Here is a 21,838-nt window from a genome sequence, read left to right on the forward strand (position 1 = left end):
CCCATGTCGCTCGTTCCCGTATTCATCCTGCCCGTCTACGCCGTTGCCCTCATGTGGATCCTGCTCGACGTGAAACCCGCCGAGATCCCGCCGCGGCGCAAGAAGGTCGCGGTCGCATTCGCCCTTGGCACGATCATCGTCAACGTCGCCGTGTTCCTGCTGTTCGGACGCGATGCGTACGCGCGGACGTACGCCCTGCTCATGCATGCTCCCATCTTGATCGCGTTCTCGATCGTATCGCCGTACCGCGGCTGGAAAGTGGTGTTCGCGTTTCTCACGGCCTTCGTGTCCTGCGCAGTCCCCGTCATCGTGGACTCGATCGCGCGCCTGCATCGGGAAACCGGGGTCTGGGCCGAGCTGGCCATCTTCGCCATAACGTGCGGATTAATGCTCTTCGTGGCGGCACGAGGATTCCGCAACCTGTTCGTCTACGCGCTAAAGCACGGAGAGCCCGGCGATTTCGCGCGCTTCTCCCTGATCCCGTTGACGTACGAGCTGTACGCGTTCTCGGCACGGGGCAGCTTCTCCATCACGGACCTGCCCGCCGGGCTGAACGCGCGCCTGGTACCCCTTGTGCTTACGGTGCTGTCGTATTACCTGGTCTTTCGCGTATTCAAGAACACGCGCGAAAAACAGGTGCTCCTGCGCGAACAGCAAGCCGCCGCAGCGCAGCTCGACCAGGCCAAACTCGAGCTCGGCCGATTGCGCGAGACAACCGCGCAAACCGCAGCCTACCGCCACGATATGCGCCACCACCTCTCCCTTGTCAGCAATTTGATTGCCGAAGGCGACGCCGAAAAGCTCAAGGAGTACCTGACGGAAATCGAAGCCGATCTGGAAGCCATCACCCCGCAGCGATACTGCAACGACGAGACGACGAACCTGATACTGTCCTCGTTTTCCGCAAAGGCGCACCACCTTGACGTGTCGATGCAGGTAACGGCAAGCCTTTCCCGGCACACGCCGCTGAGCGACACGGAATGGTGCGCCTTGCTGTCGAACCTGCTGGAAAACGCCGTGACCGCCTGCTCGAACGTGCACGACGGTCGAAACCGCGAGGTTCGCTTGGCAATTACGAGCGCCGCCGACCGCACGTTGCTGATCCTTGTCGAAAACCCCTGCTACAAAGTCGTGACCATGGAGAACGACAGGCCGACGACGTCCGAGGAAGGCCACGGCTTCGGCGTCAAAAGCGTGGACGCCATCGTGGAAAAGCACCGAGGCATGTCCCTGTACGAAACCGTCGGCGGCGCGTTCGTCGCCCGCATTGCCATCCCCTTGGAGCAGCAGCCCGCATAGCGCTCCCGCCGCCCAAACTTCGGCACGCCGCTCTTGTTTCTCCTTAAAGTTAGGTTACACTAACTTTAAACCAAGCGAAGCGCGAGAAAAACGCGGGAGGCGAAACGTCCCTGTCCAGCCCCGCTTTTCCTACAAACATCGGAGCAGCACCATGAAGGTCAAGGCATATTACGCAGTCCAGGACAGTCACGAACTAGGAATGGGGCAAAAGTTCGTCAAAACGTCGCCGGTACTGCATGAATTCAAAAGCGCAAAGGCGCGCGACGCCTGGGTGGAACGGGCGGCCGACCGTCGTCGTAAAGTGACCGCGAAAGAGAAAGAGTCGCTGCAAGCGCAGTCGCCCTTGCGAACCACATCCCCCGTGCGTCACGCAACGCTCTCAGAGAAAAGCGGGAGGCAGCCGATCAGATAACCGCGCCGCGCCTATTCCCAGCTTCCCCACACGTCCGGGGCGTAGCCCACCGTGGCCTGCTTTCCGTTGCGCACCACCGGCTCCGCTACAACGTGCTGGTTCTCCAAAACCTTGTCGAACTTTTGGTCGGGGCTCAAATACGCGAGCAGCGCCACCAGATCGGCATCCTTCGCCTTCGGGTCCACCAGCTTGTCGATCCCGCCCACGGCGCGGCAGACCGACTCCAACTCCCCTTTGCTCATGCCCTTTTCCTTCAAATCGATGAACTGGAACTTCACGCGGCGCTCCTTGAAGTAGCGCTGGGCCTTCTTGGTGTCGAAGCTTTTCTTCGTGCCGAATACCTGGATGTTCATGCTTCCTACTTCCCGCCTTCGGCGATGTCGCCGCGCCTGTACGCCGCCAGCAGCTGCTCCAAATCGGCGATCTGCCGCTTCAGAAGCGCGCCGGTGTCCGTGTCGGCCACAAGCGTACGCCTCTCCACGCGCTCGACCACACGGCGCGACGAGTGGATGTCCAGCTCGTTCTCGACCGCGGCGCGCGTGGACTCGAGCGGCTCGTGCGCCGCCAAGACGAAGCCGTACGAGTTCGAGATCAGCGTGTAGCCGGCGATGCCGGTCGTCGGCTGGTACGCCTTGGAGAATCCGCCGTCGATGGTGAGCACCCGCCCGTTGCATTTCACCGGGTCCTCGCCGTCCTTCACCTTCACCGGCACATGCCCGCACACGATGCGCGACGTCTCGGGATCCAAGCCGAAGTCCTCGAATATCCCAGCCAGAACGGCCTCGTCGTCCAGATACGAATAGAACGCGTTTTTAACCTCTTTGCGAGCCGCCTTGTCCGCGATCAGGTACAGCTCGAACGTGGCCATCTTGCTCTTCGCGAACAGGGGCGACCCCTCCCCCAGCCACAGGTACCAAAGAAGATCGCGCCCGCGCTTCGCACGCTCCGGATCGGGATCGTTGAAAGCCGCGCGCACCCAATGCTCCATGACGTCGTACAGCGCCCGTCCCTTGTGCTTTTCGCCGAAAACGTCCACCTCTTTCAAGGTTCCGTCGGCGTTCAAGGGCACGCACGCGTGGAACAGAAGGCTTCCGTTGTAGATTTTGTACAGGCTTCCCGCTTCCAGGAAGAAGCGCATATGGCGCTGCAGCTTCTCGCAACCGGTGAAAGCCTGTTCGAGACGCTGCATCACCTCTTCTTCCTCAGGGGTCAAACGATACGGGTCGGCCGGATCCACCGTGGGAAACACCGTATCGGCCAGCTCGTACTCGATCCCGTCGACCACCACCGTGCCGCGCCCGTGGTCTATCTTTCCGAGCAGCTTGCGGTCCTCAAGGCCGAAGTCGGGGTTCTCGTCGATGAGCGCCCCTTCCACCTTGAACTGGATGATGGCCATGGCCTTCTGGATCTTGACGTTCATCTCGAGCTCCTGGGGCGTCAGCTCCGGATTGCCCTTCAGCCCGAACGCCACGCAAGGATCGTCGCGATACGCATCGAGCGCGAACGAAGCGAGCGGCAGGATGTTGATGCCGTACGCATCCTCCAGAATGGAAAGGTTTCCGTAGCGCGCGCAGTTGCGCACCACGTGCGCGATGCAGCCGCGCTGCCCCAACGCAGCGCCCATCCACACGATATCGTGATTGCCCCACTGGATGTCCAGCGAATGGTATTCCGTAAGCGCATCCATGATGACATGGGGATACGGGCCTCGATCGTAGATGTCTCCCACGATGTGCAGATGATCGATGGCCAGCCGCTGGATGAGCAGGCACAGGGCCTCTATGAGCGCCCCGCCCCGATCCGTGCGTATGACGGCGTCGATGATGGCGGCGTAGTAGGCCTGCTTGTCAACGCCATGGCGGTTCTCGGTCATCAGCTCCTCGATGATGTACGCAAAATCCTTCGGAAGCGCCTTGCGCACCCTCGAGCGCGTGTATTTGCGCGCGGCGCGCTTGCACACGGCCACCAACCGCGGCACCATGACGCCGTACCATGCCTCGGGGTCGTCCACCTGGGACAAGACCAGTTCCATCTTCTCACGCGGGTAATAGATGAGCGTGGCGAGCGAGCGCTTCTCCTCCGAGCTCAGCTCGTCGCCGAACACATCGTCTATCTTGAGGCGGATGGAGCCGGATCCGTTGCGCAGGATATGAGAGAACGCCTCGTATTCGCCGTGGATGTCCGAAGCGAAGAACTCGGTGCCCTTCGGAAGATTCAAAATGGCGCTGAGGTTGATGATCTCCGCCGAAGCCTTGGCGGCAGAGGGGAACAGTCGGGAAAGGAGCTCCAAATACCGCAGTTCCGTCGCTTCCATGCATAGCCTCCTTGTGGGGTACTGACACGTTAACCGAATGATAGTACCAGCAAACATGCGGTAACGAGCACCGCAACGAACGAGCGGCGTGATTTCTCGATGGGGATGCGCATCGTTTCGGATCGGCTCAATTCGATGTCGAATGCATTGGAATGCAATCTGATCAAAATTACCGATGAAGCCCGTTGCGTTTTACGGTAAAGTAATCGGTACTATTTCGCAATCAAGACGAAGGCAGGGCGAACGAGCGAAATGACGCTGGAAACCCTTTACGCTCACATGGACGCCGACTACTCCGAATCCCTTCGCAGGATCGGCGGAGACGAGCGCATAGTGAAATATCTTCGCATCATGAGGCGGGACCCCTCCTTCGACGCTCTGCGCGAAGCCGTCGAGAGCCAAGACTACCGAACCGCCTTTCGCGCCGCCCATACCATCAAAGGGGCATCGCTCAACCTGGGTTTGACGAAGCTCGTAGACTGCTCGTCCAAGCTCACGGAAGCCTTGCGGCCGCAGGAGCCGAACGAAGCCGTCGCCCCCCTGTTCAAGGAAACCGAACGAGTTTATCAGGAGGCGATCACCTGCATCGACGCCCTGCTGGACGACACCGAGGAAAGATAACGCCATGAAGGACCGCAACCTTGTTCTGATCGTGGACGATTCGGAATTGAACCGCTCCATGCTGGCCGACATCCTGTCCGACGAATACGACATCATAGAGGCCGAAAACGGACTGGAGGCCATCTCGCTGTTCGAAAAGCACCAGTTCGACATCTCCCTCGTGCTCCTCGACATCGTGATGCCCGAAATGGACGGCTTCGAAGTGCTCGCCATCATGAGCAAGAACAAGTGGATCGAGCGCGTCCCCGTCATCATCATCTCCGCCGAAAGCGCCTCTTCCTACATAGACAACGCCTACGATCTGGGCGCCACCGAATTCATCAGCCGCCCCTTCGACCCCAAGACCGTGCAGCGGCGCGCGTCGAACACCGTCCTGCTCTACTCAAAGCAGAACATGCTCGAGAACATGGTGACCGAGCAGATGCTCGACAAGGAGAAGAGCAACCTCATCATGGTGGAGCTTCTGAGCCACATCGTCGAGTTCCGCAACGGCGAAAGCGGCATGCACGTGCTCAACATCCGCTCCATCACCAAGATGCTGCTCACCCAACTGTGCCGCACGTCGGACCAGTACGCATCCATCCGATCGAAGATAGCGCTGATCGCGAACGCCTCCTCCTTGCACGACATCGGCAAGATCTCGGTGCCCGAGCACATCCTGAACAAGCCCGGCGCCCTCACGGCCGACGAATGGGCCGTCATGAAGACCCACAGCATGGCGGGCGCCAACATCTTGGAAAGCACCCGCTACTATCCAGACGAGGAATTGGTGCGGGTGGCGCGGGACATATGCCGGTGGCACCATGAGCGCTACGACGGAAGCGGATACCCCGATGCCCTGGTGGGTGACCAAATCCCCATCGAAGCCCAGGTGGTCGCGCTGGCGGACGCGTACGACGCCCTTACCCACAAACGGGTGTACAAAGACGCCATCTCGCACGAAGAAACGATGCGCATGATCTTCAACGGCGAATACGGGGCGTTCAACCCGCTGCTTTTGCAGTGCCTGGCCGACATCGGCCCTCAGCTGAAGAGCGAACTGGATCTGAAATCCCTCGGCCGCATCACGAAGGAGGACATGCTCGACGTCACGCGCAGCATGATGCAGGCGGGCAACGTCTCCAACCGAACGCTGGCCCTTTTGGAGCAAGAACGAACCAAGTACCGGTTCTTCGCCCATTTGTCCCAGGAGATCCAGTTCGAATACACCGTGCAAACCGACCTTTTGATGCTTTCGGAATGGGGCGCTGGCATGCTGGGCATGCCCAGCATCATCCCGAACCCGCGCGAGCACGGCCGCCTGCGCGAGATCATCATGCCCGACGATCTGCTCAGCCTGCGCGACCTCATCCTGTCCGCCACGCCCGACAACCCCAACGTGAGCTCGAACTACCTGCTGCACGTCAACGGCCAGCAGCGCTGGCACAAGCTTCTCGCGCGCCCCCTGTGGCTGGGAAACGATGCGAAAGCCCTGACCGGCTTCATCGGCAAATGCGTGGACGTGCACGAAGAGCAGCTGAAGCTCGACCATCTCATACGCCAAGCGAACACCGATCCGCTCACGGGCATGCTCCATCGCGAAGCCGCTCGACAGGCCATCCTGTCGCAGCTCGCGCAAGGCGAACGGCAGGGGAAGCGGTTCGCGCTCATGCTCTTCGACTTAGACCGCTTCAAGACGGCGAACGACAGCTACGGCCACCTGTTCGGCGACAAGATCCTGAAAGAGATGGCGCGGCGCGTGCAGCACGGCGTTCGCGAATCGGACATCACGGCGCGCATCGGCGGAGACGAGTTTCTCATATTCATCGAATACGAGAAGGACCCCCATGCGGCTTGCAAGCGGATATTCGAATCGCTTGCAAGCTCAAACGACGAATACCCCATGACCGTCAGCATGGGCATCGCCTTGTTCCCCGCCCACGCGACCCGCTACGACGAGCTGTTCCACTGCGCAGACCAAGCGCTCTACGCGGCCAAGCAGCAAGGGCGCGCCCGCTCCTGCTTCTACGACGACTCGATGGCCGGGCTCCTGTCCGTGCTTTCGGAGATCCCCTGCCAGGAACAGAAGCGGGAAGGCCTCGAAGGAACCCGCGGACGATGAAGCGAAGAGAAGGATCGTCGCTGGCGGAAGCGCCTTTCTGGCTCAAAGCCACAAGCGGGCTGCTCCTGGCGATGCTGCTATGCTCCGTGTTCGCCTTTGCGGGAACGTACAGCAACCTCAACCAGTCGATCAACGAAGAGCGCGTCGAATCCGTGCAGCAGATCGGCAGTTTGATCTCGAAGAAGCTCAAACTGCTCAAGCAAGGCCACGAAGAGGACGCCAGCATGTCGGCGCGCTTCCTGACGCACTCCGGCGCAACCACCATGGAGGAAGTCAAAGACCTCCTCGGCGACTCGGAGGAAACGTACCTGCTCGCCGAGGACGGAAGGTGCCTGTCGCTCCAAGGGCAGGCCATCGTCATATCGAGCACCATGCTCTCCGAGAACATCCATACCTGGGAAGGCGTGAAATCCGAGTTCTGCACCGTGCAGAGCAAAGGCGATTTCTGGGTGTTCGCAGCACCCGTCGAAGGCGTCGTCGTCAACGGCATACCCATGGCGGGCCTTTTGAAGGTGGTGGACGCCCAGCAATACGCCGACGTGGCCATTCTCCCCATCTTCAACGGCCAAGGAGCCTCGTACGTCGTCGACAAGAACGGCGTGATTCTGCTGCGGCCCTCGGACTCCCAGGCCAACAAAAGCTTCGAGAGCCACAACATCGTGCAGATCCTTGAGAAGGAGCATGTGGACCAAAGCTTGGTGAACACGCTGAAATCCTCGCTGCAAAACTGCACGGAAGCCCAGTTCCTCATGAAGTTCCTAGGCGATACATGGCTTTTGCAGTGCTTCCCCGACAACGAAGGTCGCAACATCGTCATGGCCATCCCCGTTTCGAAGACCGCCCAGAAGACGTTCGAGGGAATGCAGAGCGTCATCGCGCTGGTGGCGGTCATCGTGCTGATCGTCGCGACGCTGTCGGTCACCTGGATGTACCACTTCGTGAACAGAAACCAGAAAGTCAAGATAGAGAGCGCGCGCGTGAACCTGAAGAGCGACTTTTTGACCAAGATGTCGCACGACATACGAACGCCGCTCAACGCCATCATGGGGTCGAACGAATTGGCGCTGCGCTCCATCGACGATGCCGAAATCCTGAAAAAGCACCTGGAAACCTCGAGAAAGTCCGGGGAGTATCTGCTCTCCATCATCAACGACATGCTGGACATGAACCGCATAGACAGCGGGAAGATGACCATAGCGAACCGACCGTTCGCGCTGCCCGACCTTCTGGACTCCATCATCGTCTTGCAAATCGGTCCGGCCGAGAAGAAGGGCGTCGTGCTCGAGGAATCATCGCGCCATCTCGTTCACGAGCAGTTCCTCGGCGACGACACCCGAATAAAGCAGTGCTTGGTCAACCTTGTTTCGAATGCGGTGAAATTCACGCCCGAGCAGGGAACGGTCCTGCTTTCCTGCGAAGAGACCGTGCAGGAAGGATCGGACTCGCGCATAAGATTCACCGTGAGGGATACCGGCATCGGCATGAGCGAGTCGTTCATGGAAAGGCTGTTCGAACCGTTCGAGCAAGAGCAGTCGTCCCTCACCTCGACCCAGGTCGGCAGCGGATTGGGGCTTCCCATCGTGCATAACCTCGTGAGCCTGATGGGCGGCACCGTGCACGTCGAAAGCGAGCAGGGCCAAGGCACTACGTTCGTGGTGGAGATACCGCTGAAGCCGCTCGACGAACCTTACCGCCCCGCAGACGACCGCACCGCGAAGGCCCTGCGATCGGATTACAGCGGCACGCGCATCCTGCTGGCGGAAGACAACGAGATGAACCGTGAAATCATCGTCGACCTGCTTTCCGACCTCAACGTCGACGTGGAGGCGGCATGCAACGGCGCCGAAGCGCTCGAAAAAGTCGCCGCCTCCGAACCGGGGCGCTACGCGCTCGTGCTCATGGACATCCAGATGCCCGTCATGAACGGGCTTGAAGCCGCATCCGCCATCAGGGCGTCGGGCCACCCCGATGCGGCGCGCCTTCCCATTATCGCGCTTTCAGCGGGTGCGTTCGAAGAGGACGTGCAGCGCTCCCTGCGCCATGGCATGCAGGAGCACTTGTCCAAGCCAATGGACCTCGACGACGTGCGCAACGTGTTCCATCGTTACATCGACCAACAGGAGGGACCGCAATGAGAACCTGGGCACGAACCTTCGCGGCGGCTTTAACCGCCGCGGCCATGATGGCGGGGCTAACGTCGTGCGCGCAAGCCCAACCGGAGACCGATCGCGCAATCTGCGCGGAAAACGAGATCGTGACCTACGAGCCGACGGACACCGCCAAGACCGTCATCACCATGGGTCGCTACATCATATTCAACTCGGAGCCGCTGCAAAAAGCCCTGGTCGAGCGGCTGCCCGAGGCGAGCTTCGTCTTCGTCGACGCTCCCGGCACCAACGACGTGAGGGCCTACGTCGAAGAGCAAGCCGAACAAGAGGACCTGCCCGACGTGGTCTTCAGCGGCATGCGCATGGGATCGAGCGAATACGCTTGCGACCTGTCCGCAGAGGGGTTCACGGGCCGGTACAATCTTTCGGCGCTCGAAAAGCTGAGCGTTGACGGAACCTTGCGCCAGCTGCCCATCAACAGCTCCGTAAAGGGCATTTTCTACAACAAGACGCTCTTCGAGGAACACGGCTGGCAGATCCCCGAAACCCTTGACGAGTTCTACGCCCTTTGCGACGCCATCTCGGCCGAAGGCATCCGCCCCTTCGTTCCCTGCCTGAAATACTCGGTGCAGGACGTGGGCCTGGGCCTGGCCAGCCGAGAGCTTTTCGGCACTTCGGAGAAACGCGCCTGGTACGACGCCGTGGTCAAAAAAGAGGCGTCGTGCGAAGGCCTGCTCGAACCCTACTACGAGGTGCTCAAGGAGCTGTACGATCGAGGGATCGTGGTAGAAAGCGACTTCACGTCGAGCCTCACCAAAAACCGCCAAGCCATGTATGCCGGGGAGATCGCGATGATCCCCAACGACCTATCGATGTACGGCCTGTACGAACAAGAGAACCCCGGTTGCGAGATCGACTTCATAGGGTACCCGACCGACACGCCGAACGAGCGCTGGATGCAGATGTCGCTGGGCGTGAACATGATGGCTTCCCAAAAGGCCATGGACGACCCGGAGAAAAAGCGCATCCTGCTTGACATGCTGGACTTCCTGAGCACCGACGAGGGGCAAGCCGTCCTGTTCGAGTGCTTCACCGGCATAAGCAACGTCAAATCGTACCAGCAGAACATTCGCCCCGAGTTCTGGGACGTGAAGAACTGCCTTGATGCAGGCTCCATGTACTTCGCCGACCAATTCGGAGAGACGTCCGATTTCAAAACCGCATTCGAGTGGATGCGCGGCAACATGACCATGGACGAAGTCATACGGGCAACCGACGAGTTCGCGCCCTGCAACATATACGGCTCGACGCAGACCCCCGTCATAGGAAAGGCAGCCGAGGACTTCACGGTGCTGGAAACCAGCAACCTGATAGCGGACGTCATGCGCGATGCTTCCGGCGCCGACATGGCGCTGATGCTCAACAACCACTATTACAAGGGCAACTCCGGAAAGCTCTACCAAGGAGACATCTCCCTGGCCGACCGGTTCAACCTTCGCAGCGTCACAGCCGACGACGCGCTCACAACGTACGAGATCAGCGGAGCGAATCTGAAGAAGCTCATGGAGCACCCGATGATCAGCGGCAAGGAGATCGACGCGATGTACGCGTGCTCGGGCCTCAAGATGGAATACGCGCCTTGGCGCGCCGCCGACCAGAACGTGCTGAGCCTGACGCTGCCCGACGGAACCGAGATCTCCGACGACGCGAAGTACACGGTGGCCGCCTGGGCCGGGTCGATCGACGATTCCTACGTTTCCTCTATCGTGCAGGAGCATTCCGACCGAGGAACCTGCGTTGACCTCATGACCGAGTACCTGGCCGATGCAGGCGACGTATCCCCTGCCAAAGACGGTCGCATCGTGCTGAACTGGGAATAGACTGGCATCAGCCGGGCGACGGTTGCGCGTCGCTCGGCTGACGGCTTTGCGGAAGCGACGCCTCCGGCTAGCAGCGGCGCTTCCGGTTCCGCGTCGCTCGACGGACGATTCCGCCGCAGCGCCACGCATTGTCAAAACGGTCGAGTTTTACTGGTCCTCAAGTCAGGATAAAAGCTTATGACGGCTTTTTGACCTGGTGCGATGTAAAACGCATCCGAAAAGCAATGTGCTCAAAGGCGAAAAACCGCCACAAAACTCGATCGTTTTGACAGCGCGCGCCGACTTCTGCATCCGGAAACGCGGATATTCCGAACGGCAACGTTCGCGTATAATGGCAAGCTCGATTTCAAGCCGGAACACAGGAGCTCATTCCATGTCGAACATCCACACCACGCTCGCACGCGAGCTGGGGCTTTCCGCGGCGCAGGTCACAGCCGTCATTGCCCTCGTCGACGAGGGCAACACCATTCCGTTCATCGCCCGCTACCGCAAGGAAGCCACCGGAGGCATGGACGACGCCCAGCTGCGCGCCTTCGACGAGCGCCTAAGCTATCTGCGCGCCCTTGAGGCCCGCAAGGACGAAGTGCTGCGCGCTATCGACGAGCAGGGCAAACTCACGCCCGAACTGCGCACGAAGATCGAAGGCGCCGCGATCATGCAGCGCGTGGAGGACCTGTACAAGCCGTACAAGAAAAAGCGCGCCACCCGCGCGTCGAAAGCGCGTGATGCCGGGCTGGAGCCGCTTGCCCTGCTCATCTTGGCGCAGGGACGCTCGGACAAGAGCCCGCTCGCCCTTGCCGCCGAGCTCGCGAACGCAGAGGCCGGCTTCCCCACGGCTGAAGCAGCGCTGCAGGGCGCACGCGATATCGTAGCCGAGACGATAGCCGACGACGCCGAGCACACCGCCGTGCTGCGCAGCTTCACCCAGCGCACCGGCTCGTTGGCCGTCGAGGCAACCGACGCACAGGAAAAAACCGTCTACGAGTCGTACTACGATTTCTCGGAACCGCTCTCGCGCATTCCCAACCATCGCGTGCTCGCCGTGAACCGCGGCGAAAAAGAGGGCAAGCTGCGCGTGAAGGTGCGCGTTCAGGCAGACGCCGCAGTGGAGCAGCTGGAACGTCGCGTGGTCACGCGCCCGCAAAGCCCCTTCGCCGATACGCTACGCGAAGCCGTTTCCGACGGCTACAAACGTCTGATGGCGCCTGCTCTCGATCGCGAGATGCGCAGCCTTCTTACCGAGCGCGCGCAGACCGACGCCATCCGCGCGTTCGCCAAGAACACCGAGAACCTCCTGCAACAGCGCCCCGTGCGCGGCGCGCGCGTCCTTGCGCTCGACCCCGGTTACCGCACCGGCTGCAAAGTGGCGGTGCTCGACGAGTACGGCAAGCTGCTCGACTACACGACGGTCTACCCCACGCCGCCGCGCTCGCAAGTGAAGGAGGCGCAGGCCGCGCTCGAAAGCCTGATCAAGAAGCACCGCGTGAACGTGGTGGCCATCGGCAACGGCACCGGCAGCCGCGAAACCGAGGACGCCGTGGCCGACCTTCTAGCGCGATTGGACCAGCCCGTGCAGTACACCATCGTGAACGAAGCCGGGGCCTCGGTGTACTCTGCGTCGCAGCTTGCCAGCGAGGAGTATCCCGACCTCGACGTGACCACGCGCGGCGCCATGAGCCTGGGGCGCCGCCTGCAAGACCCCCTGGCCGAGCTGGTGAAGATTCCGCCCCAGGCAATCGGCGTGGGCCAATACCAGCACGACCTGGACCAGGCAGCGCTCGGACGCGCACTGGGCGACGTGGTGGAGCGCGTCGTGAACCGGGTAGGCGTCGATCTCAATACGGCAAGCGCAAGTCTTTTGGGCTACGTGTCGGGCGTGAACGCCACCGTGGCGAAGAACATCGTGGCCTATCGGGAAGAGCACGGCGCCTTTGCCGATCGCCGCGAACTGAAGAAGGTACCGAAGCTGGGCGCGAAAGCCTTCCAGAACTGCGCTGGATTCCTGCGCATCGCGAACGGCGCGAACCCGCTCGACGCCACGAGCGTTCATCCCGAAAGCTACCCCGTTGCGCGCGAGCTTTTGAAGCGCGCGCAGGTGAAGCCGGAAGCGCTCGCCCAAGGCGGAGTACCCGACGTCGCAAGCCGCCTGGGCAACGTGGCGGTCCTTTCCGAAGAACTGGGCGTCGGCCTTCCCACGCTTAAAGACATAGTGGCCGAACTGGAGAAACCGGGTCGCGACCCCCGCGACGACGCGCCGGCGGCGGTGTTCGATCGCACCGTGCGGGACTTCGACGACCTGTCCGTCGGCATGGAGCTGACCGGCACCGTGCGCAACGTGGTAGACTTCGGAGCGTTCGTCGACATCGGCGTCAAGCAAGACGGGCTCGTCCACATCTCCAAACTGTCCGACCGCTTCGTCAAGCACCCGAGCGAAATCGCGTCCGTTGGCGACACGGTAACCGTTTGGGTAACCGGCATCGACAAAGATCGCGGCAAGATCTCGCTTTCGATGGTGAAGGGAAAAGCATAGCGTCCCTGCATGCACTCGCAGCGCGAAGCAACGGCAACGATGCCCCTTCCGCGGCACACGCAGCATCGGGGCGGACACGCGCCTGCGCATCCGCCCCGATCACCTGCCCTTCAAACGACTTAGCGATTGTTACTTTCCCGACCGTCTCTTTCCTACGGCGATGGCAGCGGTAAGGATCGCCACGCCCGCCAGGAAGGCCGCGCCCGCGAACGCAGCGACGGCCGTCAAGCTTGAGTCGCCCGTAACGGGAAGCGCCTTTGCCAATGCCTTTGCGGATTCGGGCATCGGCTTGGGCTGCTGCCCCGTGGTCCCGTGCTCGACCGGGTCGGCCGGGTTGACCGGACCCGCCGGGTCGGTCGGACCCGGCGGATCGACCGGCACAGGATCGGCCACGAATTCCCAATACCCTACGAACTCGCCGTCGGCGTCGTCGACCAGATGCGACTCCTTGTCCCAGAAGCGGAACGCCCATTTCCCGCCTTCGACCTGGACCTCGGTCTGAAGCAGCTCTTCGGGGAACACGCGGATACCCGTCTCCAGACCTTCGAACGGCGCAGGCAGAAGAGCCAGCACGTCCGCAGGCAGGTCCTTGCCTTCCGTCATGCTTTCGAAGCGATACGAAACCTGGTAGGTTTGCGCCACGAAGGCTATCCGCACCGAAGGGCTGTCGATTCGGGGGATGCCCTGCTTGATCGAGGCCACCTTCACCACGCCGTCGATGTAGCCGCCCAGCGTAACCGACTCGTTCGCGGATTCAAGCGCATACGCCGCCTCCTTCGAAACGAAGAAGGGACGTCCCGGTGCTGTAAGCACCATCGGCTCGAGCACCTGCGAAGCCGAAGCGTTCAGGAGGTTCACCGGATTGCCGTCGCGTCGCACCGTAACCCGAACGATAAACGTGGTCTTGCCTTGGCGATCGAACGAGAACACCGAGGTCGGGCTCCCCTGCACCAGGGAATCGCCTATTCGGGCAAGCACGTTGTAGTTTTCATCGAGCACGTACGAAGGCTTGAACTGATAGCTGGTGAACGACACGTTCTCCAAAACGTCGGGCATGCCGATGCGCTCGTCAAGCACCACGTGCAGATCGACGTGCGTATACGACGCGCCCTGCTTCGGGCCGTCCGACCAGGTTCCGCTGTTGGTCATGATGCCGCCAGGATTCCTGAACACCATGTGCGCGAGCACCTTGTTGAAGCCGAATTCCGGACGCGCCGCAATCCCGTAACCCGGCGTCGACGGATCCAGCATCACGGTTGCCGTTTTGTCCGCCTGATCGGTCCCGAACCCTTCGTGCTCGACAATCTCGCCCTCCACGGTGTCGGAAGCACTCATGCCGCGGTTCATGTCAATGTAGCCCGCACTGTTCAAAGCTTCGAACCCGCCCGCGAAAATGGCGTACAGTCGACGCGGCTCGGACAGGCCTTCGGGAAACGCCGCAGAAACCGGCTCGCTTTCATAGAAAAGGCGGCCTTGCGCGTTAACCGCGTAGTCAGGCACGTCCGACCAGCCGATGAAGTACTTTTTGAATATCCAGCTTCCCATGTCGTACAAACCGAAATTGCCCAGCACGTCGTCGCCGCTCGCGAACGCCTTGGGCTGCACGCCGTTCCCGGCAACGGTCATGTCGAACTCCACGATGCCGTTGAAATCGGGTTGTTCCGCAGGTCCCGTACCGCGTGCATCTACCGGACGCCCCTCTTCCGTCCCCGATTCGGACACCATGGGATCTTCCTTGTCGATCGATATGGAAAGAGGCTCGGTGATCGCCGACGGCAACTCGGCGCCCGTCGGCGCTTCAGGCGCTGGCACCGGCACGCCGTCAACGGAAGAGCCCTCCTCGCCACGGCCCTCCGATAAGCCGACATCGCTCGAAGTCGCCTCGGGCGCAACGCCTCGAACCTCCGCCTCCGCCAAACTGCTGTCGGGGTCGGCAAACGCGAAGCTGCCCGGCATCGCAACGCCCGCAACCAGCCCGACGGCAACGACAAGGCGAAGCACGCTGTCTCGTAGCATTTCAACTCCCTTCGTCCTGATGGCTCAAGTTGAAGCGCAAAGCCCGCATCCTGCCAGCTCGAAAACCGTCCGTCACGACGCGAAGACTAGAAGCTTCCCAAGCTATGCTATTCCCATGACAGCGCCGTTACGGTCGGAAACCCCGGATGCTTTAGCACCTTATTCATTGCCCCCTCTATAATGAAACGTCGTTGACAGCCTTTTCCATGCGCATTTTTCGCTGATGAAGCCGAGCGCGCTATTGCACGGTTGCGCGTCGTTTCCTTTTGGTTTATTATTTAAGAATATTCTTATATTCTAATCTAGAGAAAGGAAGACGGTGGCAAAGAAGATAGCGGTCGTAGCCGAGAAAGCCTGCATCGCCTGCGGCGCATGCGCTCACGTCTGCCCCCGGGAAGCCGTTTCAGTCTGGCGCGGAACAAGGGCGTACGTGAACGCGACCCTTTGCGTGGGTTGCGGAGCATGCGAAGCAGAATGCCCGGCATCCGCCGTAACCGTGCACCGACGCGAGGCGGTGTCGGCATGAACGGCAAGAAGGCGTGCGGCAAGTCATGCGCACCGCGCTGGTACGACCGCCTGTACGTGATCACGCCCATCTACCTGGCACTGGGTTTCTTCAACATCCTGTTCGCATGGATCGGCCTCGTGTTCTTCTTCGTGCCGCTCATCGTTTCCCTAGCAGGCGGCGGAAAAGCCTACTGCAACCGCTACTGCGATCGCGGACAGTTCCTGACGCTTCTGGGCAAGCGGTTCGGCCTCTCGCGCAACAAGCCGACTCCGCGCATCCTGCGGTCGCGCGCGTTCAGGCTGGGCTTCCTGGTGTTCTTCATGGCCATGTTCGCGAACATGCTGTTCGTCACCTGGATGGTGTTCGCCGGAAGCAGCGAGCTGGGAACGGCCGTACAGCTTCTGTGGACCTTCTCGCTGCCGTGGGATTGGGCCTATCCGATGGAAGTGGAACCGTGGGTTGCGCAATTCGCCTTCGGGTTCTACAGTATCATGCTGACGTCGAACCTGATCGGACTTGCAGTCATGGCCCTGTACCGACCGCGCTCGTGGTGCGCGTTCTGCCCCATGGGCACCATGACCCAGCTCATCTCCAAAGGCCGCGCGCACGGCATGGAACCGCCGACAGAAGAGCGACCCGCGACGTCCGCAAACCCTTCGACTTCCGCATAGGAGACTGCCATGGAAGAAAAAGCGCATCAGGTAGCGGAACTGTTTCGCCTGCTCGCTAACGAGAATCGGCTCTTGATTCTCTGCGCGCTGCTTGAATCCGACCAAACCGTGGCCCAGTTGGCCGAAAGCGTTCCCAACATCAGCCGGCCCGCGCTTTCTCAGCATCTTTCGGCACTTCGCCTTGCAGGCGTGGTACATGCCCAGCGTACCGGGCATTACGTCGTGTACAGCTTGGCTGACCAGCGCATTCGATCGCTGTTTCAAGCGGTGAAGGATGCCTACTGCTCCTGATGCGCGCTACGTAGCGCATGCAGGCGATGCCCGCGATACGTGCGCGGGCATCGCCTGCTCTACCCCACCAGCTTCGAGGACTCCACCTGCTCGACGTACCATGTCATGAACTTCGCCAACGGCTTGCGCAGCACCAAGCCGATGAACGCAGCGGGAAGCAGGAACAGCGCCAGCTTGCCCAACTCGATCCAGAAGTCGTTGCCGAACGTTCCGAACATGGCCGCGCGCATGGCGTTGACCACATGGGTTGCCGGCAGCCATGGGCTGAGATCCTGGACGAACGAGGGCAGCAGCTGCAACGGATAGGAGCCCCCGCATCCCGTCACCTGAATGATCAGAAGCAGCACCGCAACGGCTTTGCCCAAGTTGGCGAACGCCGCCACCAGCGCATAGATCAAGAACGTGAACACCAGGCCCGCCACCCAGAAGCACAGCATGAACAGCATCGGGTGAGCTACCTGCACCTGCAAGAACAGCATGTTGCCCAAGCCCATGAGCGTGGTCTGCGCCAGCGACAGAAACGCCATGACTCCGAAATGCCCTAAGAACAGCTCGCGGGGACGCGGGTTGCTCAAAAGCGCCCTCGTCTTATCGGAGACACCCGGCTTCACCGCAACCAGAATAAGCAGCGAGCCAATGAACAGGGCAAGCGTCGTGTACAGCGGAGCCATGGCCGATCCGAAGTTGTCCGCCGGAAACACGGCGATGCGATCGATGGCAACCGGTGCCGAAAGCGCTTTCGAAAGCACCTGGGTGTCCGAGCCCAGCACATGGCGCAAAGCCTCCAAGTCGCCGCTTGCAAGCGCTTGGTCGATGCTGTCGGCCAAAGATGCCAGCTCGGTGGCCGATCCGCGCAGCTTCTGCGCCGCGCCGTCGATCTTCGAAGCCGCCGACCCCAGCAGATCGTTGGCCGACCCCGCGGAATCGGCCAGCCCGGAACTCGAAGCCCGCAGGTTGTCCACGCCAGCCCCAACGTTGGCCGCAAGCGTGGAGACATTGCTTGCCAACTGCTGCATGGCCGGTTTCACGTTCGCATCGAAATCGCCTTTGACCGCCGACATGCCCTCCTGCGCCTGCGCGGCAAGCTTCTTGATCTCCTCGCGCTCGGCCTGCGTGTTCGCGTTGCCCGCTTCCAGCTTGGTCGCCGCGCTGCGCAGGTTGTCGCGCACGCCCTCCATAAGCTCGACAACGGCGTTCAGCCGCACGATCACCGCGTCCACGGCAGGTTGATATTCTTCGGGCACCTGCCCCCGCAGCTGCTCCAACTGGTCGACCAGGGCAACGTAGTGGCTGATCTGCCCGTCCACCGTATCGGCCTGCGCGCGCATCTGCGCAACGCACTCCTGCGTTCCCGAAGAAGCCGTATCGAACAGGGCGTCCACCGAATCGGAAACCGCGCCGAAGCCCTGCCCCGTGCCCTCGAGCGCGCGCGACAGGTCGTCGACCGACTGCTTCAGGGCTTCGACCATGTCGCCCGTAGCCGCCGCGCCCTGCGAAGCCGTTGCGCCCATGCCGTCCAACTCGGAGCGGGCCGACCCAATGAGCTTGACCGAATCCCCGATAAGCGTTTGCGAAGAACGCGCGAGCGAAGCGTACAGATCGAGCACCGAGCCCATCTGCTTCACCTGCTCCCCCATGCCGCGCACGTGTTTGGACAGGTCGGCGATGCGGCCGTTCACGTCGGCGTCGTCGGCATAGCGCGAGAGAGATTCCGCCAAGCTGAGGGCAACTTCCGAAAGCGTTTCGGCAAACACCTCGTTTACCTGGTACGATACGGAATCGGCACCCTTGTCGGTAATTTTCGGGGCAATCGCGCTCTTCTTCTCGTTCGCGTAGTACACGATTTTCGCGTGCTGCACGTCCTGCGAATAAAAGGTGAGCATATCCTTGCTGAAGCTGCGCGGAATGACCACCGCCGCGTAGTAGCGTCCCGATTTCGCACCGTCCACGGCGTCCTCTTCGGACGTGAAGGTCCAATCGATCTGGTCGTTGGCGCGCAGCGCGGAAACCACCTGCTCGCCCACGTTGACGCGCAAGGGAACCAAATCGCTTTCATACCCCTCGTCAACATTGGCCACCGCCACGGTAAGGTTGCCGGTGTTATCGAACACGTTCCAGCACGCAATGACGTTGTACCAGGCGAAGATGGAAGGCATGACCACCAAGCCCACGGCGATGATGATGCTCATCGCGTTCGCGAACAGGCTTTTGAAGTCGCTGCGAAGGATGCGCCACAGGTTACTCATGGCCGCCACCTCCCTTCAAGCCGCGAAGGGCATCCGAGGTTCGCGCCATGCTGTTGCGCGACGCGCCCAGTTCCAGCAAACCTTCTTCGGACATGCCGTCAAGCTTCAGCTGCCGCTCGAAGCTGTCGCGCAAGCTCTCCAGCACCACCAAGAACACGAACACGGTAACCATCCATATCAGCCACGCGGTCAGCAGCCATACCTTCTCGGTGGGCGTGAGCGCGAATATCACGGTCAGCGCAACGGGCACCGCTAGGCCCAGCGCCACGGATCCGCGGATAAGCCGAGGATACCAGCGAGCGAAACGCTCGTAGCGAAGCTGCAGCTCTTCGCGGTACTCGTCCTTGTCCGCAAGCGCGCGGAACAGCTGCGCGAACCGGTACGGGCGCTCGGGAACTTCCACGTCCTCGCCGTTGAACAGGCCGCTTTGGCTCACTTGTCCCGCAACCATGCGGTTCACGTTCGCCATGAGGGGCCGAACGATGATCCCCAAGGCCATGAACAGCGCGAAAAACAACGCAAGCATGCCCACAGCGTCGGCGTAGTGGGAGCCGTAAAACCCGCAGATAGCCTCGCGCATGGCGCCGATGCCGTAGGTGAACGGGAAGAAGGGATACACCGCTTGGAAAAAGCCCGAGGTCATCTCGATGGGGTACAAGCCCGTCGCGCCCGGAATCTGCGCGAACACCAGCACCACGCAGATGCCCTTGCCAATGTGCTGCAACGTAACCGAAAGCGCGTAGATGATGCTCAGGTAGGAAAGCGACGCCACCGCCGCCGCGAAAAACAGCGCAGGCGCGTTCACGGCCTGGACCCCTATGACCAAAACGCCAGCGCAGCAGATGACCGCCTGCAGAACCGCCATGACGGCCAGCAGCAAAAACCTGCCCAAGTAGCGTTGCGTTACGGTCAGGTTCCGTATGCCCTCCCCATCCACCTCCTGTTTCATGATGACCAGCAGCATGAAGGCGCCGATCCAAAACGTCAGGTTCATGAACAGCGGAGCCATGGCGGACCCGTAGGCGTTAAGCGGATAAAGCTGCTCGGTGACAAGCTTGGTGGGAGATCCCATGAATTCAGCGATCTTCGTGGCATCCAGCCCGTCTTCTCCGAACAGCTTCGTCAAAACCCCCGACTCTCCCAGCGACAGCACATCGGTTTTCACCGTATCAAGGCTTTCGCTCAAGCTTGCCAGAATGGCGTCGGTTTGGCCAAGCGCTTCTTTCGCCGTGGCAAGCGTCGAGGAAAGCTGGTCGAGAACCAGCGACGTCTGATCAATCAGAAGCCGCTGGTTGGCAACGGCCGCGCCCAGCGTGGCCGAAGTTGCGCTCACCTGCGACAAGCTTTGGTTGACCAGGGGAATTGTAGTTCCGAACAACCCGTTTGAATACACGTTCGCATCGTTGACGGCAAGCTGCACCGCAGCATTGAGCGAATCGCCCGTCTGCGACACCGACTGGGACAGCTTGCCCGCTTCCCCGTTGAGGCTCGTAAGGCCGTCCAGGGTTTTCTGCGCATCGGCCGCGCGGCGATCCAGCTCGTCCGCCATGGCCGCAAGGGGTTCCTTGCCGGGGTCGCCGGCGGGAAGTCCGTCCGCCATCGTGCGCAGGTAGGCGGCTAGCGCCTTGCTCTCCTGGACGATCGCCTGCCCCTGGGACAACGAGGCGCCTATGCCCGCCTGGGCCTCCCCCGCAGCTGTCGTCAAATCCCCTATCGCGCCGTTTGCCTTGGAAGACGCCTGGGAAACAGCAAGCAGGCTTTGGCTCACGGCGGGCGCTGCGGCAGTCGAAACGCTTGCCAACCCGCTTTGCATCTGCCCGGCAAGGCTCGACACGTTTTGCAGCGCGCTGCTGGCGCTTGCAATCTCGGTGCGCGCGCGATCGAGCGTGCCGCGCGAATTCCCAACTTTATTCTGAGCCTCGTCGGTGGCCGCCGAAATAGCGCCGAGCGATGCGCGGGCGTCGCTTACCAGCTGAGCCGTTTCGGATATCTCGGAAACCGCGCGAGAGCGCGACGAGTCGATCGATCCGCGCGCATCGGACACCGCCTGGTCTATGGCTTCGGCAGCAACGTCGCTTACGGTCGAGACGAACGTGGAGTTGATGGTTTCGTCAAGCGTCGTGGCGCCCGTATCGGTGATCTTAGGCGAAACCGGGCCAAGCTTTTCGTTGACGTAGTATTGGATTTCCGGCTGCGTGAAATCACCGGTCGTCAAAGAGAGCAAGTGCTCGGTAAAGTCCTTCGGTATGACGAAGGACGCGTAGCTCTTACCCGATTGAAGTTCGGACAAAGCGGTATCATGATCGGTGAAAACCCAGTCCAACTGCTTGTTTTCATGCAGTTTCTCAACGATCATGTCGCCAACGTGAAGCTCGCCGGTCAAATCGCTTGAGCCGCCGACGTCCTCGTTCACCACGCACACGCGCAAATTCCCCGTATTGTCGTACGGGTTCCAAAAGCCCACCACGTTGTACCAAGTGTAGACCGACGGCAGAACCAGCAAGGCGACGACCACCACCAAGGCGGGCGGCACCTTCAACAGGCGCAAAAGGTCACGCTTGAACACGCGAAAAACGTTTCCCATCTTGCCGCAACCCTCCTTCGTGAAGCTCGCCGAACACATCCGGCCTATGATACTCCTCTTACATGAAGGCGCCATGCCCGATTGACGTTTGAATACCAAACGTCAATCGGGCATGGTTGAATCACGGTGTCTAGCAAAAAACAGGTTGCGAGCGGCGTGCAGGTTTCAAGCGGCGTGCCGATTGCGCAGCGGAAACCAGCGATTTTGGCAGGAAGTCGGCGATATTCGTCGTATTCGCCAGCTTTCTTGGCACCTCT

Annotated in this window: 15 protein-coding genes; 10 read left to right on the top strand and 5 right to left on the bottom strand. The window is 61.0% G+C overall.

Annotated features, from left to right (window positions below; all coding sequences use genetic code 11):
• The first annotated feature begins 3 nt into the window (after window positions 1-3).
• Window positions 4-1,299, top strand: a complete 1,296-nt coding sequence (locus DMP08_RS02910; RefSeq protein WP_123191501.1) for a sensor histidine kinase — start codon at window positions 4-6, stop codon at window positions 1,297-1,299.
• A 151-nt stretch (window positions 1,300-1,450) separates the two neighbouring features.
• Window positions 1,451-1,711: a hypothetical protein gene (locus DMP08_RS02915; RefSeq protein WP_123191502.1), complete on the top strand. Its 261-nt coding sequence runs from the start codon at window positions 1,451-1,453 to the stop codon at window positions 1,709-1,711.
• A gap of 11 nt (window positions 1,712-1,722) precedes the next feature.
• Here the strand turns inward: DMP08_RS02915 and DMP08_RS02920 are convergent, their stop codons facing one another.
• Window positions 1,723-2,064 carry an arsenate reductase family protein gene (locus DMP08_RS02920; protein WP_114565987.1) on the bottom strand — a complete coding sequence of 114 codons (342 nt, stop codon included), beginning with the start codon at window positions 2,062-2,064 and terminating at the stop codon, window positions 1,723-1,725.
• 5 nt (window positions 2,065-2,069) lie between these two features.
• The gene (locus tag DMP08_RS02925; protein WP_123191503.1) at window positions 2,070-4,025 is read right to left on the bottom strand and encodes a fructose-1,6-bisphosphatase; all 1,956 of its coding nucleotides are present in this window, start codon (window positions 4,023-4,025) and stop codon (window positions 2,070-2,072) included.
• Between the two features lie 252 nt (window positions 4,026-4,277).
• On the opposite strand from DMP08_RS02925, the gene DMP08_RS02930 reads away from it, so the two are divergent.
• The 5 genes from DMP08_RS02930 to DMP08_RS02950 all read left to right on the top strand — a co-directional run bounded on the left by DMP08_RS02930 (window position 4,278) and on the right by DMP08_RS02950 (window position 13,265).
• Window positions 4,278-4,646 carry an Hpt domain-containing protein gene (locus DMP08_RS02930; protein ID WP_123191504.1) on the top strand — a complete coding sequence of 123 codons (369 nt, stop codon included), beginning with the start codon at window positions 4,278-4,280 and terminating at the stop codon, window positions 4,644-4,646.
• A 4-nt stretch (window positions 4,647-4,650) separates the two neighbouring features.
• Window positions 4,651-6,747, top strand: coding sequence for a bifunctional diguanylate cyclase/phosphohydrolase (locus tag DMP08_RS02935; protein WP_123191505.1), 2,097 nt, complete (start codon window positions 4,651-4,653; stop codon window positions 6,745-6,747).
• On the top strand, window positions 6,744-8,882 hold the full coding sequence (locus tag DMP08_RS02940) for an ATP-binding response regulator (RefSeq protein ID WP_123191506.1): 2,139 nt from the start codon (window positions 6,744-6,746) through the stop codon (window positions 8,880-8,882). The genes DMP08_RS02935 and DMP08_RS02940 overlap by 4 nt, the downstream gene beginning before the upstream one ends.
• Window positions 8,879-10,735 (top strand): extracellular solute-binding protein, encoded by a 1,857-nt coding sequence (locus DMP08_RS02945; RefSeq protein ID WP_123191507.1) that lies wholly within the window; start codon window positions 8,879-8,881, stop codon window positions 10,733-10,735. The genes DMP08_RS02940 and DMP08_RS02945 overlap by 4 nt, the downstream gene beginning before the upstream one ends.
• A 373-nt stretch (window positions 10,736-11,108) precedes the next feature.
• Entirely contained in the window at window positions 11,109-13,265 is a 2,157-nt protein-coding gene (locus DMP08_RS02950) for a Tex family protein (RefSeq protein WP_123191508.1), read from the top strand.
• Window positions 13,266-13,394: 129 nt separating this feature from the next.
• Here the strand turns inward: DMP08_RS02950 and DMP08_RS02955 are convergent, their stop codons facing one another.
• Window positions 13,395-15,281 (bottom strand): SHIRT domain-containing protein, encoded by a 1,887-nt coding sequence (locus DMP08_RS02955; protein ID WP_123191509.1) that lies wholly within the window; start codon window positions 15,279-15,281, stop codon window positions 13,395-13,397.
• A gap of 319 nt (window positions 15,282-15,600) precedes the next feature.
• Between DMP08_RS02955 and DMP08_RS02960 the strand changes: the two genes are divergently transcribed.
• The 3 genes from DMP08_RS02960 to DMP08_RS02970 are packed head-to-tail and all read left to right on the top strand — an operon-like array spanning window position 15,601 to window position 16,751.
• The gene (locus tag DMP08_RS02960) at window positions 15,601-15,807 is read left to right on the top strand and encodes an ATP-binding protein (protein ID WP_123191510.1); all 207 of its coding nucleotides are present in this window, start codon (window positions 15,601-15,603) and stop codon (window positions 15,805-15,807) included.
• Window positions 15,804-16,460, top strand: coding sequence for a 4Fe-4S binding protein (locus DMP08_RS02965; RefSeq protein WP_123191511.1), 657 nt, complete (start codon window positions 15,804-15,806; stop codon window positions 16,458-16,460). The genes DMP08_RS02960 and DMP08_RS02965 overlap by 4 nt, the downstream gene beginning before the upstream one ends.
• A gap of 9 nt (window positions 16,461-16,469) precedes the next feature.
• Window positions 16,470-16,751, top strand: a complete 282-nt coding sequence (locus tag DMP08_RS02970) for an ArsR/SmtB family transcription factor (RefSeq protein ID WP_148042321.1) — start codon at window positions 16,470-16,472, stop codon at window positions 16,749-16,751.
• A gap of 59 nt (window positions 16,752-16,810) precedes the next feature.
• Here the strand turns inward: DMP08_RS02970 and DMP08_RS02975 are convergent, their stop codons facing one another.
• Window positions 16,811-18,997, bottom strand: coding sequence for a YhgE/Pip domain-containing protein (locus DMP08_RS02975; RefSeq protein ID WP_123191512.1), 2,187 nt, complete (start codon window positions 18,995-18,997; stop codon window positions 16,811-16,813).
• The gene (locus DMP08_RS02980) at window positions 18,990-21,581 is read right to left on the bottom strand and encodes a YhgE/Pip domain-containing protein (RefSeq protein ID WP_123191572.1); all 2,592 of its coding nucleotides are present in this window, start codon (window positions 21,579-21,581) and stop codon (window positions 18,990-18,992) included. The genes DMP08_RS02975 and DMP08_RS02980 overlap by 8 nt, the downstream gene beginning before the upstream one ends.
• Window positions 21,582-21,838: the final 257 nt, after the last annotated feature.

The sequence above is a fragment of the Paraeggerthella hongkongensis genome (assembly GCF_003726035.1).
GTDB lineage: Bacteria > Actinomycetota > Coriobacteriia > Coriobacteriales > Eggerthellaceae > Paraeggerthella > Paraeggerthella hongkongensis.